This window comes from Paenibacillus sp. MY03 (assembly GCF_002165585.1).
GTDB classification, from domain to species: Bacteria; Bacillota; Bacilli; order Paenibacillales; family Paenibacillaceae; genus Pristimantibacillus; species Pristimantibacillus agaridevorans.
In genome coordinates this window covers 1-15,346 of the sequence record NZ_MXQD01000002.1, presented here as the reverse complement: position 1 = coordinate 15,346, position 15,346 = coordinate 1, and the positions used below count along the sequence as shown (strand labels likewise).

Sequence of the window (15,346 nt, the reverse complement as noted above, 5' to 3'; positions counted from 1 at the left end):
TACTATCGAGCTCGAACCGTCATAGCGCCCAAAACACCTACCGCTGCGCCAAGAATTGCACCAGCTAAAACCTCGCCCGGCTGATGGCCCAGCGACTCCTTCAGCTTCTCCTCGCGCCGCTTGTGGTAGATGCCTGGATGATGGCCGGCCAGACGCTCGACGTCCGCATCCAGATCGTTTACCTGGATCGCGATCTCTCCTGCATGCCTGCGAATGTTCATCGCATCATACATGACGATGATGCCAAGCATGCCCGCGATAGCGAATTCCGGCGTTTTCACGCCGTATTTGACCGCCGTGTAGGCGGCAAGCGCCGTTACGCCGCTGGAGTGAGAGCTGGGCATGCCGCCCGAGCCGACAACTTTGCCCAATCTCCACTCCCCTGTCCGCCACGCATGCATTGGAATCTTCAGCAACTGCGCGGCCCCCACTGCGGCAAGCGCCGTTCCCAATCCTCGGTTGGCCATACGGATCCCCTCCTGACTTCTATCCTCGTCAGTGTTCCCGCAGGTTCCTCCCAGCATGCCAAAATAGGATTAACTTATTTGCCCAGCAGCTCCAAATGTTTTCCGATGTGGCGTTTCAAGCCTTCGACAAATACGTCCTCACGATCGTAGAGTGTCTGGAAGAACTCGTCCGCAAACGTCAGGCTGCCATCCTCGTTCTTCGCTTGCAGCAACAAACCATACGTAATATGCAGCAACTGGCGAGCGTTGTTTTCATTCATGTAGTCTGGCAACTGCTCGTCCGTCACGCTTTCCAGCGGAGCTATCGCCGACAAATCCGTCGTTACATGATAGTAAGCAGTAGCCTCCTCGAAGTGATCCAGCGCATATTGATGCATGCGACGGTAGAGGGAAGGATTCTCGCTTGCCACTACGCGTACGGCTTCCAGCCAGTTCGTGCCAGCCGTCTTTAGGTGGAACAGCCCCTTCGTATACTGGCCGATGAGCGGGAACACACTGAACTTATCGCTGCCGGAATGAATGCTCAGCTTGTAACCAAAGTGTACCGCGATTGCCGCATGGCTGGCCAGCTCTCGCTCAAATTGCGCGATGTCGCCGATATAGTCGATGCCCTTCTGGAATTCTCCGCAGAACCGCGGAGCCATGCTGAAAATGGATACGCCGCGATGACGCAGTTCGTTGGCTACCAGGTAATGCGCCTCCGGCGAAGTTGGCGTCTCTGTTTCGTCGATCGAAATTTCGAAGTCGACCTCGCGATCCAGTTTTGCAATGTAACGATTATAAATTTCTTCCATGAAGTTAATCGCCTCATGGTAAATAAGAACGTCTTTCACAAGCGATTCCTTTGTAAAAGCAAGCGTTGCACCCGGAACGGCTGCAGCCTCGCCCAAGTAACGGGATTCGTATTGTTCGCGCAGGCTTGCAGGAAGCGCTTCGTATTTCGCCGCGAGCTCCTCATCGGAGGCGCCGGCGATACTGTTGTCTATATTCTCCGAGCAGTCCAACGTCAGCATCGTAAAGCCCAGACGCAATCCATATTCGATGTCTTCGATTTTCTTGAGATGGTCGCCGTCCGCACCATAACCGTCTGTATAACCTTCCTGAAGGACGGCGTAAGCGGCTGCGTCGAGCACGTCTTCGTAAGTGCGGCCCGTCAACGCAAGCTCGCGAATGCTTTGTTGCGCCAGTACCGGACGAATGTCCTTGCCTCGAATCGTCTCAATATGACCAGGACTGGCAATGCCAAGTCGGTCGCCGAGCCCCATCGTTGCCACCTTCGTGCCGAATGCGCGAGGAGCTGTATAAGGGAAGAAGTTGTTGATGGTCAGACGATTGGCATGCGACAGCGCGCATAACTTGCCTTCTCCGCCTTGAGCAGGTTCGCCAACCAAAGCATCGTACAGATCATCGTCGCCAACAGCGAACAACTTTTTGCCCTCAGCCGTCTTGACGATCGCGATCGTAGTGCCGCCTGCTTTGGCAATCGATTTTGGATATACGGTATATTCGGAAGATACGAACTCGGATATATTGCCCGATTGCAATACTTCAGCCAATTGTTTCATGGAATTGCCTCCTTTAGCTTTTCTCCATCGTATCGCAATTATAGAAAATTTTCTTATCATTTATTCTTATTTCCGATTAAAACTGTTCATATTTTGCGCCTCGTGATACGATTAATAGGATTGTTATCTAATTGGAGACAAACAAGGAGACCTGACCAGCATGTCCGATACAGTCACCTACGGCAATGAAGAGAAGGGTCCGATCTACCTTCAATATATCCGCCGTTCCGGGCCATTCGAACGTACGCAGCATATGCATGACATGTACGAGCTTTATTACTTGTACGAAGGAGAGCGAATGTACTTTATTCGCGATCGCTCCTTCTTGATCTTGCCTGGCGACCTGGTGCTCATCAATCGGCGCGAGCTGCATGCGACATCGGATTCCGGCGACTTCGGCCATGCCCGCGTCGTTATCAACTTTAGCGATTCCTTCCTGGGCAGCGCATTGGAGGAAGCCCCTTACTTGCTCGATGCGCTTTCAATCGGCTCGCCCGTGCTTCGTCTTGATCTGCAAAGCCGCAGAATGGTGCAGCGTATCCTGGGTTCCATGACGGACGAGGCCCGGGAGCCGGTTCTTGGCCAAACTTTCGCCATTCGTCATTATTTGATCGAGCTGCTGTTGTTCGCTTCGCGGTTTATTAAAACAAATTCCGTGACGGTGCCCGACCATGTCAGCCCGCTTCATCGCAAAATCTCCTCTATCGTGCGTCACATCAACGCCCATTATGCGGATGAAGTCTCGCTCGAGGAGCTGGCAAGACGATTCGAGATCAGTCCGGCTTATCTGAGCCGAATGTTCAAGGAAGTGACCGGCTTCCCGCTTGTGACCTACGTCCATCTTGTTCGTATCCAGGAGGCGCAGCGGCTTCTGCAGGAGACAAACGCCAAGGTCATTACGATCGCGGAGCAAGTCGGCTTCGGCTCGCTCGTGCAATTCGGCAGGGCCTTCCGCCAAATTGCCAATAATACCCCTCTGCGATACCGGCAATCTTCCAGAAAATAGGCCCCCGCTTGGAACGCCGCAGCTCGATTATTGTCGGCCACGTCAGCTGAGATTAGTCCATTTTGCCACGAATGCGGAAGGAAGCTGAATGCCATTCTAATGACATGGAAGGAGGTGCTTCATTTATGTCATCATCCAAGAACCGCCGGGAGAACGCCTGGCATCAACGCAAGCACAATCAAAAGCCGACGCACGGCAAAGTGAAGTCGTTTGAGGAACTGAGCGAGGGAACGCAAGACAATAAGGGCTAAGAAGAAAACCGCTGACGCGGCCTCTCGATGATGAGGCTCCTCTAGCTTTGCAAAGCAAATCTGCTTTGGGAGCATGAGGCAGGTTTTATCGGCAATAAGAATTTAAGATTTCTGATAAGGCTCGGAAGTTTATACGATTATTGGGTAAGAAAAACCGTCAGGGATAAAAACATCCTGACGGTTTTTTGAGTTCGAGTATGGACAACGGGCTTGACTGATGTAAACAGGTGTGCGCGGAACTGAGCAACACTATTTTCGCCAAAGCAACGATTTTGAAGCCCTTGCTTGCGGGAACTAGGCGCCATTATTCCAGCCAATTCGCGAATCATCCCCCTAAGTTACTCTGGTGCGCCCTGTAACCCGATTTTCTCGGGTTACAATTCTCGGGCTGCAGCTTCCCGCTCTATTCTGCGTCAAACAACCTTCATCAAAATTTCCTCGTACCGGTCATCGAATGAAATGCGAAGTTCTTTTTCTTCCAGATACCACAAATTGTCTTCTTCCATAAAGAACAAAATACCCTCAATCTCGTGCCGAAGCCCTTCGCTTCGCGGACTATCCTTCGTTATGCCCAAGGACATCCCGGGGTGAACGCTCCCGTCGCCTCCCAGCCGGATGAATATTCTTAACGCATCGCCGTTCGACAAATCCATCTGCTCCTTATACCAACGCGCTGCCGCTTGCTCCACCACTAACTTCATCGCTGTCAGCTCCTTGAGGTTCTAATTACTTTCATTATACCTCTCAATCGCCGACGCTCCAACCCCCGGCCTAACCGTTTGACTTCATATATTTGGAAATGCTTGTCCGATAAGCTTAGTCAATTGTCGCCGAATTGCGGAGCAGCGAGCACGAGAGCGCATACGCACCTGCAATCAGCAGCACGGTGCAAACGATGACCCAGACGAATACGTCCGTGTATTCTATCGTCGAATTCGCCGCTTGCGCGGCATAGCTGTTTAATGCGCCTGGCAACCAGCCCGCATAATGGGGTGCAAGGTTGGCGGCAATGGATAACAAAGCTAGTAGCACAAGCACGCATGCCGCTGCTCCTGCGGAGCTGCGAAGTATCGTGCTAAACAGCAGCGTTGCAGCCATGGCGAAGGCAAGCCACAATCCATATAAGAGAAAGCTGCCCAAAAACTCACCAAAAGCAAATTTTCCTATCAACAGATCCGTATAGTACCATGCGGCTAAATACCCGCATAGCAGTGACAACAGGGCAAGAAGCAGCATTGCCGTCAGCTTGGCTCCCAAGTAGGCCATGATTGATACAGGCTTGACCAAAATAAGGGAAGCCGTGCCGCTGCTGCGCTCGCCCGATACGACGCCCATATAGACCAGCACTAGAACAAGTATGCCAATCACGCCGAATTGTGACAATGTGCCCGCCATTACTTCCGAAGAGACCGGCATCGGCATTTCGATCACCGTGCCTTCCGGAAGATTGCCTCCGTGCTCCAGAATAAGCGGCATATAATAGATAGAGACAGGCTGCATGATGCCTAACGCGACAAACACAATCGGTACCCATACCAGCTTCATGCTTCTCGCAAGCTCCAGCATCTCCTTGCCCAGCAGCGCTCCATAGCGGGATGTGCCTCCCTTTTTGCCTCCCTTGCTCATATTCTAACCACCTTCATAAAAAGATCTTCCAGCGTCGAATATCCCGCTTGGAGACGAACAAGCTTGACCTCGTTGTCTACGATCGATCGCAGCAAATGCGACCTTGCCTCCTCCATCTCCCGTACGCTCAAACGCAACTCGTTTCCCTGCAACACGGCATCTGCCAAAAGGGGATTGTTTCCTCCCTGCCCGGCGGCAACGGATGCGACCAGTTCCTTTGCCCATCTGCTCGATCCTTCGTCCGGTTCCAACGTAAGCTCGATGATCGGCTTCCGATAAGAGTTGCGTATGCCCTCAAGCGATCCTTGCAGCGCAATATCGCCTTTGTTAATAATGATGATATCTTCGCATAGCTCTTCCGCATCATGAAGCACATGAGTGGAGAACAATACCGTCGTCTCCCGCTTCAATTCGCGAATCAGCTCCAGCACCTCGCGTCTGCCGACAGGATCCAGCGCCGATACGGGTTCATCCATGATGAGCAGCTTAGGACGATGAATAAGGGCTTGTGCGAGCCCCAGGCGCTGCTTCATTCCCCCGGAATAACCCCCTATCCTTCGTTTGGCCGCATCCTTCAGTCCGACTCGCTCCAGCCATTCGCCTGCGCTCCGTCCAGCCTCCTTGCCGCTCAATCCGCACAACTTGCCTGCATAAACCGCGAACTCCAGCCCCGTCATCCATGGATAGAATGCAGGGGACTGCGGCAGATAGCCAATCCCTTCTCTGACATCGGCGCGCTCGGATTGTCCTGCGTATTTAATGGCTCCGCTAGTCGGCTTCAATAATCCTGCGAGCATGCGAATCGTCGTCGTTTTGCCCGCGCCGTTCGGTCCCAGAAGCGCGACGCAGCGACCTTCTCCGACGGAAAACTCGATTCCTTTTACGGCTTGAACCGAGCCGAAGCTTCTTGATAGTCCGGATACCTCCAGCAGTATGCTCATCGCTCATTCTTCCTTCCTGCGATAAGAAAGGCGACAGGACCAACAATGTTTACGAATATAATGATCAGAATCCACATCGGCTTAGGTCCTCTCGTAGCTTCTGCCTTGATGCATAACGTTATTGCAATAACCATCAAAATCAATTGAATAACCAGGAACGGAGCTATTATGGGAATTAGCTTTGAGATTGCCAGCTCTTCATTCATCTTGATTCCTCCCTCTTGATTGTAATTCATGTTTGATATGCTTCCACCATCCTCGGCGCACGAGAAGCCAATACGCGACAAGCGGCAGCGGAAATTGAATTAATCCCCATAGCCCCCAGAACCAGGGGCCGCTATCGCGCTTGCGCGCGTCCACGAACAACCAGGTCGACTGAGGAATCAGCATTGCCGCAATCAGAAGCCAGAACCATACGGATTGCATTAGTTTCTCTTCCATTGCGTTCTCCCTTTCCAGGCGAGACGAAAGAGGTGGAGCGCCATCCATCCGGCTACAGACAACGCTGTGAGCGCCTGAAGCGCAACAAACAATGCCAAGTTGCGGTTGATCGTCCAAGCCATGACTGCGACTACGATTGCGGCCAGCAATACAAAGATCAGCATATCTCTCCGCATTTTTTCTCTTAGCGCTTTTTTCCCTTCCGCTACGAAAACTTCCATCGTCTGCAACTCAGGAGCCTGAGGCTCGAACGCCTCGTCCAACCGTCTCAGCGTGGTTCCGATCCGCTCATCGAACCATTGCTGGTTCCGCTTATCTTCATTGCTCATGTCCTCTCAACTCCTCTCTTAAACGCCTGATGCCGGCATGCAGCCTGGATTTGATCGTCCCTGTCGGCACCTTCAGCATCTCGGAAATTTCCTCCTGCGAATAACCGTAATAATACTTCAACAAAATGGGGACGCGATGATGCTCCGGCAGCTCCGCAAGCGCCTCAACGGCATCCGGCCACTCATCGAGCCTGCTCGTCACTTCGAATCGGAATCCTCTCGTGTAGCGCTCCTCTGTCAGCCATCTTCGCTCTCTTTTGCTTCGTCTCGCCTTGTCGATGACAAGTCGGGAAGCGATCGTGATTAGCCAAGTAGAGAACTTCGAGCCGCCCTGGAACAGGGCAATATGCTCGATTGCTTTGAGCGCCGTCTCTTGTACGATATCTTCCGCTCTGTTTCTGTCCATTGTCAGCTTGAGCGCGTATTGATAAAGGAATACGTAATTTCGCCGCAGCAGCTCGGATAGAGCCCCCGTATCGCCACGAATGGCAAGTTGCACAAGCTTCGGTTCGTCTTCCACGTTTTTGGCGCTGCTCCCTTCGACAAATAATCAATTCCACTCTATGACGAGTAGAGTGCCTATTTCGTTCATTCGTTGACAAAAAAAACATCGGCGAACGGGAAGGTCCCATACACCGATGCCAATGGCCGAAAAAAAATCAAGAATTCCGTTTCTCTTCTTTTGCCGCAGGATGCCGACTATACCATTGCCACACTTCTTCGACTTGGTTGCGATCCAGACACGTCACGCCAAAAGCCGTGCCGCTGCCAAGCGCATGGACAGCTACCGATGACAATCCTTTACGACGCTGAGCTGCCGTGCTTTTCGCCTTAAGGGCAACGATACGGGGTCTGCGCACGAGATAAGTCGTTCTGTGCAGTAGCCGATGTCTCAGCGTGAGCTGCCCCTCTTTGAGCAGTCCTCCCGCTGCGCGATGACAGCTTTTCCTCCAGGCATAGACCAAAGGAAACAGGAACACCGACCAGATTCCGGCCACGCCGAAAAATCCGATGCAAGCCGCGCTAATCATTACGGCGATGATATAAGGCACACGGAGGTAATAAAGCAGCGCTTTGGCAGGAGCGGCCGACAGCTCCTTGGGATCGAATACGCGCATGCCCGGTACGAAACGCGCCAGCAGCGAGTCAATATCCCGGAAAGCGACGAATGGATGCAGCATCAGCTGCTCCTGCTTGTCGGACGAGACGATCTGCAGCCTCACCTCCGCGAATCCGATCCATTGACGCAAAATACTTTCGTTAATAATGACGGCCTGCACGTTCTTCGGATCGAACACGTACGACTTCTTCTCCAGCAATCCGTAGGAGATGCTCACCTGTTGACCCGCTCTGCCCATGGTAAAGCCGCTAAACTTCAGTATGAATAACCCGATGGACAACACCCATGCAAACAAGATGACGAATACGGCTATACCAACAATAAACAGGACGCTAGACATCAAGCTTTGGGTATCCTCGATCAGATGCTCAAAAAAACCATCGGGCAGCAGCAGCTCCAGAAAATCGTCGGCGAACGAATACAAGCCGCCGATAAACGCGATCGCAAGTCCAAAGTTCAGCGACGTAGCGGCCGCCTTAAACAATTGTCCCGTATCCAGCCTGACGGAGTCTTCCGCTTGGCGTAAGGCACCATTGCTTCCAGCAGGAGTTTGCAGCTGTCGAACTTGCCCTTCACTAGATGTAGTCGCACTAGTTTTCTCTCCCGCTTCATCAGACAAAAGTGCATCATCAAGCAAAAGGGCCTCCTCACGCGTTTCTGCAGCATCGCCATTCGGATCCGCAAGCTCCCGCCTGGCTCCCGCGGAAGCCGTCGCAGTCGTGGCAGCCGTTCCTTCGGCATGCGCCCTAAGCTGCTCCTTGATCCGATTCGCTTCGGCAACGGATAGCACATGCAGGATGCCATCCGACTTCTGGCCGCCGCCTGGCGTCTCTATCTTAAGCTGCGCGGTTCGGAGTAATCGTTGGATGAGCGGCTGCTCGACGTTGACGGAATGAATTCGGGAATAGTAGATCGTCTTCTCTTCGCGAAACAAAAGACCTGATCGGATCACGATCCGATCGTTCTCCAGCCAAAAGCCGAACCGCTTCCATTGCAAATAGCTTAAGACCAGCATCAGCGCAAACAGTCCCGCGGCTCCTGCAATCCAATACCATTGCAGCACTTTATCCCAATTTACGCCTCTAAGCAGCATGATTATTATTAGCGGCAGCAAACCTTTAATAACGCTGAGAAACCCATACGCAATATACAACGGATGAAGGGATCGACGTTCATTCATCGCCTTCGTCCACCTTGGCAAGCTTGCCTATGCTTCTCTTTAGTTGCTCCGCGTCGTCCCGCTTCAATCCGCTGATTTTATGGGTCGTAGCGGCAGTAACAACCGAGATGGAGGCCAGCTCGAATTTGCGCATGAGCGGACCGCTGCCTAGCTCGACATGCTGGACGCGAACCATGGGCACCAGCACGTTGCTGATAAAAATGATGCCGGACTCGATCTCCAGCTCCTCCTCGAACAACTCGTAGTGGAATCGCTTATACTTCACCCCGGGCACGATCCAGGTAAATACGATCACCGACAGGACCAGCAGCCCCGCACAGATCCAAACGGGCAGCAGCGTCCAGTCGAACGCAAGCGCCAGCCCGAGGTAAGTCAAAATAACGGCTAAAAATACGCCGTTGGAAATAAGCTCCGATATGCGATAAACCTTTAAATAATCACGATGAAGCCTTCTTTTCAGCTCCCTGTTCATGTACCTGCTCCTCTCTGTCATTCCCTCCTATTACATCAATTTTCCAAGGCAGAGTCAATAACTACCCTGTTCTTCAATTTAGGGTACCTGCCGAAATATGTCGAATCCGGGCCGATAGTGATCATCGTCACACACCAGCATCTCCCAAACTGATACAATATAGACAAACTGCCCAAAGGAGACGACATCTATGACCGGGAAAAAATTCGGTATTGTAGCCAAAATGGTGACGGGTATTGTAGCCGTATCCATCGTCACTTACGGAACCAGCGCATTCTGCCTGCTGGTCGTTCAGCCCGCGTTGAGGGATCAAGTCTCCGGCTGGATCTTCGTCGGCTTGACGCTCGCGCTCGGCATATTCTGGACAGGCTTGCTGGGATGGCTGGCGGCGAGATGGCTGGTTCGGCCTCTGATCGTGTTAACTCGCGCAGCCAACGAAGCCGCGGCAGGCGATCTGCATGTCCAGATCAACCATGTACGCTCCGACGACGAGATGCGGGAGCTCGGACTGTCCTTCTCCCGCATGATCGACAGCTTGCGGGGCATGATCAGCGGCATTTCCGACGGCTCAAAGGTGGCCGATGCCAACTCCGAACAGCTTCGGGCATCTGCGGGCGAAGCCGCGCAGCATGCCGAGCGGATCGCCGGCACGATGGACGATATCGCCAAGAGAGTCGATCGTCAGGCGCAGGGCGCGGAAGCCATGCTCACCTCCGTCGAACGGGTCGTACAAGCGACGGACGATATTAGCCGCCAGGCCGACGAAGCCGTTGAAACAACGGCGAGGATGGCAGTAGCGATCGGCAGCAACGCCGAGTCTATCCGTTTATCGGTCGAAGGCATGCGCAAGCTTGCCGCTTCCAGCAGGGATTCGCTTCGCTCCGTTCGCGAGCTGGAGCGCTGGGCAGAAGAGATCGATACGATCTCCGGTCTCGTCGGAGAGCTGGCGGATCAGACGCATCTGCTGGCGCTTAACGCTTCCATCGAGGCCGCGCATGCGGGAGAACACGGACAGGGCTTTGCGGTCGTTGCCGGCGAAGTAAAGAAGCTTGCCGCCAACAGCGCGAATGCGGTTCATGACATTAACAGGCTGATCGGTCAAATGCGGGAGGAAGTCCGCCATACGGCGTCGGCCATCGCGGATCAGTCTTCGTTAGCCGACCGGGAAGCCGGCAATAGCCAGGAGGCGGCAGCTGCGCTGCAAGCCATCGTCGGAGATACCGGCGCCGTCTCCCGAATCGTGGAGGATGTAGCCTCTTACGTCTCAAGCCAAAGCGAAGTCGTACGATCGACGCTGCAAGAAGCCCGGCAGGTCGCCGATATTGCGGAACTTATCCGCCAAAACGCCCAAGATGCGGCAGCTTCCACTCAGGAACAGATTGCCGCCATGCAAGAGATTGCCGCATCCACCGAGACGATGCGGGAGCAATCCGCCGATCTTAGGCGCCAGGTGGAGCGGTTCCGTGTATGAGAATTGGCCATTATCCGTAGTTTGGAGCAACTCTTAGTTCCCTGAACGCTAAAACTGCAACAAATACATCCCATAGGTGTTGTTAACGACTATGGAGCTCGTAACCGCAACAATACATCCCATAGGCGTTATTAACGACTATGGGGCTCGTAACCGCAACAAATACATCCCATAGGCGTTATTAACGACTATGGGGCTCGTAACCGCAACAAATACATCCCATAGGCGTTGTTAACGACTATGGGGCTCGTAACCGCAACAAATACATCCCATAGGCGTTGTTAACGACTATGGAGCTCGTAACAGCAACAAATACATTCCATAGACGTTATTAACGACTATGGAGCTCGTAACAGCAACAATTACATTCCATAGGCGTTAATAACGACTATGGAGCTCGCAACAGCAACAATTACATTCCATAGGCGTTAATAACGACTACGGAGCTCGTAACAGCAACAATTACATTCCATAGGCGTTAATAACGACTATGGAGCTCGTAACCGCAACGATAACGACGTTCCTGCTTCGAGGCTGCCGAAGGTAAGCCTTGAGGTCGGGTGGCTTTCGCTCGCTCACAATTTGCTCACTGAGGCGCAATAGACCAAAGCCAGAAATGGCGGTGCAGGGGTAACGCCCTACCCTAGCACCGCCATTTCTTCGTTTTTGACGTTTGATTCAACAAGTGAGCTATTTCATCAAGCGAGCGATCATACTTTTTATACGAAAATAGCCCCCTCAAAAAAGCGCAAAAAGACACTCTCCGCTGAAACAAGAATGTCAAAATTTTTTAAGAGGCTTCGGCGGATTCTACTTTAACATTGAATCCCTGGGCCTCGATTTTTTTTATCCAGTATTCCACAGATGGTGTTGAAGAGGTTAGATAGTCCCAGCCTATTTCACGGTACGCTACTCTGTCTTTGAGCATTCGGTAGATGATTCTTAGAATAAGATGTGCTGTCGCTATGGTTGCCTTCCTCTGCCCTCGTCGTTTCTGTATTCGGTAAAAGAAAGATGCTAGTCGCGTGCCCTTGGATTTGCTTGCTGCCCAGGCTGCTTGGCAAAGTACAGCTTTCAGACTTTTGTTTCCTTTAGCAATTCGCGAGCTTTTCTTTTTTCCAGCACTTTCGTTATTGCCTGGACTTAACCCGGCCCAAGCTGCTAGTTGTGGATCGCCTCCAAAACAAGTCATATCGTTCCCGATCTCAGCTAAGATGACCGCCGCCGCATCCTTCTGAATACCAGGAATCGTGATCAACAGCTCCATTGATGACAAGTAAGGCTTAAGTAACTGATCAATTTCCGACTCCACTTTCTCCAATTGCCTCTCGATGTAGGACAAGTGGTCAATGTGCATTCCCAGCATCATACGATGATGTTTGTTCATTCGTCCATCTAACGCCTCAAGTAGCTCAGGGACTTTGCGTTTTAGGGAAGTCTTTACCTTTTCTCGGACCTCATCAGCATCCAAAACTTCTCCATTAATGATGGATTCTAAAAGTGCACGACCTGATACGCCAAATATATCGCTAATATACGTCGTGAGCTTCACATTTGCATCCTGTAAAATCTTATGCACTCGATTTTTCTCAGCTGTTGCATGGCCAAGTAATTTTCGGCGATAGCGCGTCAGGTCCCGGAGATTCCGTATATCCACGGGAGGTACAAAGCTAGGAGAAATGAGTCCTGAGCGAAGGAGTTGAGCAATCCAGAAAGCGTCGGCAACGTCCGTCTTACGCCCAGGCACATTCTTAATCCTTCTGGCATTTGCAAGTATGAGTGTGAACGCGCCCTCCAAAATGTTCCAAACCGGCTTCCAATACACTCCTGTGCTTTCCATGGCGATATGCGTACATTCCCATTCATTCAACCAGTCATTAAGCGCAAGTAATCCCTTTGTGGTTGTAGAAAAGGTACGGATTTCTTGCTTTGGCTTGCGCTCTAATTCACCGTAAAGAACACAAGCGACAACGGTCTCCTGATGAACATCCAGTCCTGCACAGCGTTCTAAAATCGCCTCCATCCCCATCACCTCATCCGTAGGATTTATGCAGGCCATGTATCCTCAGAGAAAAAGAATTTTTATACACGTGCTCTTGGCACAATCGGCGGTGCTCGTGGGATACAGTCGGCCGGTTTGAGACCCAGAGTGTGGCCTACCAATAAAGTAACGGCCTGTGACCTGCAGTTCCAGTATGGAACAAACAGTGTCACAGGCCAAGTTCATTTTCATTAATGGTGGTGGCCGTAAGGCCATGGTAGTTTGAGACAGCTCCTTTTCTTATTGGCGATAAAACCCACCTCATGCTTCCGAAGCGGCTTTGCTTTGCAAAGCTGGAGGTCGCACGTCTTCGAAAGGCCGAGGGTAGAGGTGGCGTCTTACCGAATGCGACTTTCGTGCCTCCTGCCCCCACAACACCTTTCTTGAAAGCTCCTTTCACAGCAGTCGAGCCGTCCCAGCCTGCATCGGCTGTCCGATTGTTACTGACTAACGCTGCGCCTTCGAAATACTGAGTACTGCGATTCTCTTCGAAATCATCACAGAAAATCCACGCCGGATCTGGATTAGCGCATTCATTGACCAAGCGCCGGAATAATTCATTCCGTACCAGGAATATCTGCAAGCTGCAATTCTTCTGAGTACAGCACGTAGCTTGTCTCCGCAAAGGACGAATTCGGAATGCCGCCTGCGACTATACACACAAACGCTACCATCAGACAAAGCGACATGTTAACCAGCTTGAATAGCTTCTTGCACTTAAGCCACATGAGATGAACACTCCCCTCGACTTTTCAAATACGGCACAAATCTCAGTCCATTCTGGCCACCTGACCTCTAAGCATCCTCCCCTTTCCCTGTAACCGCTTACCTTTTTCCATGCTTCTCCTTGGATCATTCGTCATAAAATCTAAACAATGTTTCGAATAATAGAAAAATGATGATCCAATATTTCGTCATGCGTGCATCTTAATCGACTGTAATCCAATCCCATATTCGTCTCGTATGTGCAACTGATCCCCCCGCAAACATGATGCATGGCGGAATCGATGCAGAATGCAGCGGGGCGGTCTCCGTCTTCTGGACGGGATTCCGTATCATTAACGTAATACTCCAGTTCTCTTAACTCGCAAGCCTCCTGAACCATCCGGTTAAATCGATTCTGACCCTCTCGAACCCCACGATTGACATACGCGGTTTTAAGAATATGATTGATGCAGTTATCGCCGCCATGGAGATGCAGACAGAAGTCTGCCGCCTCAAGCTCAGCAATCCGAAGCAGCAGCTTGGTCTCCTCGGCCATAGGATCATAGAACCGATCGTGTACGATATTAACGCCATCGTCATTGAAATAACCTCCTAACAGTTCCACATGCTCCTTAATCGGGTGGACGCTCTTGCAGCCAGGCCAATCACATAATGTACCATCCTTCCAAGTGCCTTGAACAAAACGCCTGAACATCTCGTAGCTTTGTCCCACCATGGTGTCGACTGGGACGCGAGCCCGGCCGTCCGGGTTGGCGCATGGAATAAGAATGATCCGGAATCGCTCCTGTTTCGTATACAAAGCGTCCCAACGTTGACCGCGATAATCTTCGCCGGTCTCCAATACGCGGATCAAATTTAGGACCCCTGCAATGCCCTCAAGCTCGCCGCCATGTACACCGCCGATGATATAGAGGACAGGCTTCGCGCCGTTCGATTTATCCGCATAATAATTGGGATTGCGCGCACCGCAGGCTGAACTGTAATTAGCTTGCCGATGGAAATTTTCTTTCTCTCCATACGTGACCTGATAAATAGGCCGGCCACCTGCAGAGCTTCCGGCAATCGTGGCCTTCCCCTTCTTCAACGTGTTGATTTGCTGCTCCAACTCATCCAAGGTCGTTCTCCAAAATTCGGGCCTTCCTGTTTGTTCAGCCAATGAGATTGGCACCTCCTGGAAAGTATGTATTTATGATTAAGCATACTCCTAGAAAAATGCGAGCTGGTATGGCTTATAGTTATGATGTATACTCGAAAATTAATAAACTCTACCGGACTCGCGGCTTGTGAAACCGCACCGCAGCGCAATTTCCTCCACCGTCATGGCCGACTGCTGCAATGGAAGCCTTCGCCTCCCGAGATCATAGGAAGCTTATAAAATCAAGAGGGAAGAAGACTTCGCATCTTCTCCCCGAATAAACTGGTTTACACAGCCTTCTAAACTACTCCTACTCCAGCAGCCAATCGTCCAGAATCATCTGGGCAAGCGCGGCTAGCGTTTCAATTGTAATTTCACCATGATCCAGCACATCCGCTTTCTCAATTTCACTCCAGCTCGCATCCCCTTGAGTGACGCCATAGTAACGTGCGGCGATGGTCAAATCCCTGATTGAAACCGATGTAGCGCCAGGCACCAGAGTTACGATCTTGCCGGCGAAGACAGACACTGCCTCATCCAGCGTCGTGACGGCTTGATTGACTTGAGCCTGAGTA

The 15,346-nt window shown here is 51.7% G+C and carries 19 protein-coding genes; 3 read left to right on the top strand and 16 right to left on the bottom strand.

Annotated elements, in window-relative coordinates; translation table 11 throughout:
- Positions 1-2: 2 nt before the first annotated feature.
- Both B1748_RS01795 and B1748_RS01790 read right to left on the bottom strand, forming a co-directional pair.
- Positions 3-467 (bottom strand): divergent PAP2 family protein, encoded by a 465-nt coding sequence (locus tag B1748_RS01795; protein WP_087566165.1) that lies wholly within the window; start codon positions 465-467, stop codon positions 3-5.
- A gap of 74 nt (positions 468-541) precedes the next feature.
- Entirely contained in the window at positions 542-2,032 is a 1,491-nt protein-coding gene (locus B1748_RS01790) for a tagaturonate epimerase family protein (protein ID WP_087566164.1), read from the bottom strand.
- Positions 2,033-2,192: 160 nt separating this feature from the next.
- Between B1748_RS01790 and B1748_RS01785 the strand changes: the two genes are divergently transcribed.
- Positions 2,193-3,038: an AraC family transcriptional regulator gene (locus B1748_RS01785; RefSeq protein ID WP_087566163.1), complete on the top strand. Its 846-nt coding sequence runs from the start codon at positions 2,193-2,195 to the stop codon at positions 3,036-3,038.
- Positions 3,039-3,163: 125 nt separating this feature from the next.
- Complete coding sequence (locus tag B1748_RS37315) at positions 3,164-3,289, top strand: DUF6254 family protein (RefSeq protein ID WP_222622747.1); 126 nt, start codon at positions 3,164-3,166, stop codon at positions 3,287-3,289.
- A gap of 413 nt (positions 3,290-3,702) precedes the next feature.
- On the opposite strand, the gene B1748_RS01780 is transcribed toward B1748_RS37315, so the two are convergent.
- The 9 genes from B1748_RS01780 to B1748_RS01740 form a co-directional block, all read right to left on the bottom strand.
- On the bottom strand, positions 3,703-3,990 hold the full coding sequence (locus tag B1748_RS01780) for a HesB/YadR/YfhF family protein (RefSeq protein ID WP_087566162.1): 288 nt from the start codon (positions 3,988-3,990) through the stop codon (positions 3,703-3,705).
- Positions 3,991-4,105: 115 nt separating this feature from the next.
- Positions 4,106-4,915, bottom strand: a complete 810-nt coding sequence (locus tag B1748_RS01775) for an ABC transporter permease subunit (RefSeq protein ID WP_087566161.1) — start codon at positions 4,913-4,915, stop codon at positions 4,106-4,108.
- Positions 4,912-5,856 (bottom strand): ABC transporter ATP-binding protein, encoded by a 945-nt coding sequence (locus B1748_RS01770; RefSeq protein ID WP_087566160.1) that lies wholly within the window; start codon positions 5,854-5,856, stop codon positions 4,912-4,914. Before B1748_RS01770 ends, B1748_RS01775 begins: the two co-directional genes overlap by 4 nt.
- A complete protein-coding gene (locus B1748_RS01765; protein WP_087566159.1) occupies positions 5,853-6,062 on the bottom strand; it encodes a PLD nuclease N-terminal domain-containing protein in 210 nt (69 codons plus the stop codon). The genes B1748_RS01770 and B1748_RS01765 overlap by 4 nt, the downstream gene beginning before the upstream one ends.
- The gene (locus B1748_RS01760) at positions 6,055-6,297 is read right to left on the bottom strand and encodes a sigmaY antisigma factor component (protein WP_143810217.1); all 243 of its coding nucleotides are present in this window, start codon (positions 6,295-6,297) and stop codon (positions 6,055-6,057) included. The genes B1748_RS01765 and B1748_RS01760 overlap by 8 nt, the downstream gene beginning before the upstream one ends.
- Positions 6,282-6,626, bottom strand: a complete 345-nt coding sequence (locus tag B1748_RS01755) for a YxlC family protein (protein ID WP_087566157.1) — start codon at positions 6,624-6,626, stop codon at positions 6,282-6,284. The genes B1748_RS01760 and B1748_RS01755 overlap by 16 nt, the downstream gene beginning before the upstream one ends.
- Entirely contained in the window at positions 6,616-7,146 is a 531-nt protein-coding gene (gene sigY / locus B1748_RS01750; RefSeq protein ID WP_087566156.1) for an RNA polymerase sigma factor SigY, read from the bottom strand. Before sigY ends, B1748_RS01755 begins: the two co-directional genes overlap by 11 nt.
- A gap of 139 nt (positions 7,147-7,285) precedes the next feature.
- A complete protein-coding gene (locus B1748_RS01745; protein WP_087566155.1) occupies positions 7,286-8,926 on the bottom strand; it encodes a PH domain-containing protein in 1,641 nt (546 codons plus the stop codon).
- The gene (locus tag B1748_RS01740; RefSeq protein WP_087566154.1) at positions 8,919-9,398 is read right to left on the bottom strand and encodes a PH domain-containing protein; all 480 of its coding nucleotides are present in this window, start codon (positions 9,396-9,398) and stop codon (positions 8,919-8,921) included. Before B1748_RS01740 ends, B1748_RS01745 begins: the two co-directional genes overlap by 8 nt.
- Positions 9,399-9,588: 190 nt before the next feature.
- On the opposite strand from B1748_RS01740, the gene B1748_RS01735 reads away from it, so the two are divergent.
- The gene (locus tag B1748_RS01735) at positions 9,589-10,869 is read left to right on the top strand and encodes a methyl-accepting chemotaxis protein (RefSeq protein ID WP_087566153.1); all 1,281 of its coding nucleotides are present in this window, start codon (positions 9,589-9,591) and stop codon (positions 10,867-10,869) included.
- Between the two features lie 790 nt (positions 10,870-11,659).
- Here B1748_RS01735 and B1748_RS01730 read toward each other — a convergent pair.
- The 5 genes from B1748_RS01730 to B1748_RS36675 form a co-directional block, all read right to left on the bottom strand.
- Positions 11,660-12,892, bottom strand: a complete 1,233-nt coding sequence (locus tag B1748_RS01730; RefSeq protein WP_087566152.1) for an IS110 family RNA-guided transposase — start codon at positions 12,890-12,892, stop codon at positions 11,660-11,662.
- A gap of 187 nt (positions 12,893-13,079) precedes the next feature.
- Positions 13,080-13,493: a hypothetical protein gene (locus B1748_RS36685; protein ID WP_087566151.1), complete on the bottom strand. Its 414-nt coding sequence runs from the start codon at positions 13,491-13,493 to the stop codon at positions 13,080-13,082.
- Positions 13,468-13,638, bottom strand: coding sequence for a hypothetical protein (locus B1748_RS36680; RefSeq protein WP_179215320.1), 171 nt, complete (start codon positions 13,636-13,638; stop codon positions 13,468-13,470). The genes B1748_RS36685 and B1748_RS36680 overlap by 26 nt, the downstream gene beginning before the upstream one ends.
- Positions 13,639-13,778: 140 nt before the next feature.
- Complete coding sequence (locus tag B1748_RS01720; RefSeq protein ID WP_179215319.1) at positions 13,779-14,792, bottom strand: M14 family zinc carboxypeptidase; 1,014 nt, start codon at positions 14,790-14,792, stop codon at positions 13,779-13,781.
- Between the two features lie 289 nt (positions 14,793-15,081).
- The coding region (locus B1748_RS36675; protein ID WP_179215318.1) for a hypothetical protein at positions 15,082-15,346 on the bottom strand (265 nt) is incomplete at its 5' end.

Bases quoted from the DNA above. Each gene is read 5' to 3' on its own strand.
- B1748_RS01795 (WP_087566165.1), bottom strand. From the start codon at position 467: ATGGCCAACCGAGGATTGGGAACGGCGCTTGCCGCAGTGGGGGCCGCG.
- B1748_RS01790 (WP_087566164.1), bottom strand. From the start codon at position 2,032: ATGAAACAATTGGCTGAAGTATTGCAATCGGGCAATATATCCGAGTTC.
- B1748_RS01785 (WP_087566163.1), top strand. From the start codon at position 2,193: ATGTCCGATACAGTCACCTACGGCAATGAAGAGAAGGGTCCGATCTAC.
- B1748_RS37315 (WP_222622747.1), top strand. From the start codon at position 3,164: ATGTCATCATCCAAGAACCGCCGGGAGAACGCCTGGCATCAACGCAAG.
- B1748_RS01780 (WP_087566162.1), bottom strand. From the start codon at position 3,990: ATGAAGTTAGTGGTGGAGCAAGCGGCAGCGCGTTGGTATAAGGAGCAG.
- B1748_RS01775 (WP_087566161.1), bottom strand. From the start codon at position 4,915: ATGAGCAAGGGAGGCAAAAAGGGAGGCACATCCCGCTATGGAGCGCTG.
- B1748_RS01770 (WP_087566160.1), bottom strand. From the start codon at position 5,856: ATGAGCATACTGCTGGAGGTATCCGGACTATCAAGAAGCTTCGGCTCG.
- B1748_RS01765 (WP_087566159.1), bottom strand. From the start codon at position 6,062: ATGAATGAAGAGCTGGCAATCTCAAAGCTAATTCCCATAATAGCTCCG.
- B1748_RS01760 (WP_143810217.1), bottom strand. From the start codon at position 6,297: ATGGAAGAGAAACTAATGCAATCCGTATGGTTCTGGCTTCTGATTGCG.
- B1748_RS01755 (WP_087566157.1), bottom strand. From the start codon at position 6,626: ATGAGCAATGAAGATAAGCGGAACCAGCAATGGTTCGATGAGCGGATC.
- B1748_RS01745 (WP_087566155.1), bottom strand. From the start codon at position 8,926: ATGAATGAACGTCGATCCCTTCATCCGTTGTATATTGCGTATGGGTTT.
- B1748_RS01740 (WP_087566154.1), bottom strand. From the start codon at position 9,398: ATGAACAGGGAGCTGAAAAGAAGGCTTCATCGTGATTATTTAAAGGTT.
- B1748_RS01735 (WP_087566153.1), top strand. From the start codon at position 9,589: ATGACCGGGAAAAAATTCGGTATTGTAGCCAAAATGGTGACGGGTATT.
- B1748_RS01730 (WP_087566152.1), bottom strand. From the start codon at position 12,892: ATGGAGGCGATTTTAGAACGCTGTGCAGGACTGGATGTTCATCAGGAG.
- B1748_RS36680 (WP_179215320.1), bottom strand. From the start codon at position 13,638: ATGTGGCTTAAGTGCAAGAAGCTATTCAAGCTGGTTAACATGTCGCTT.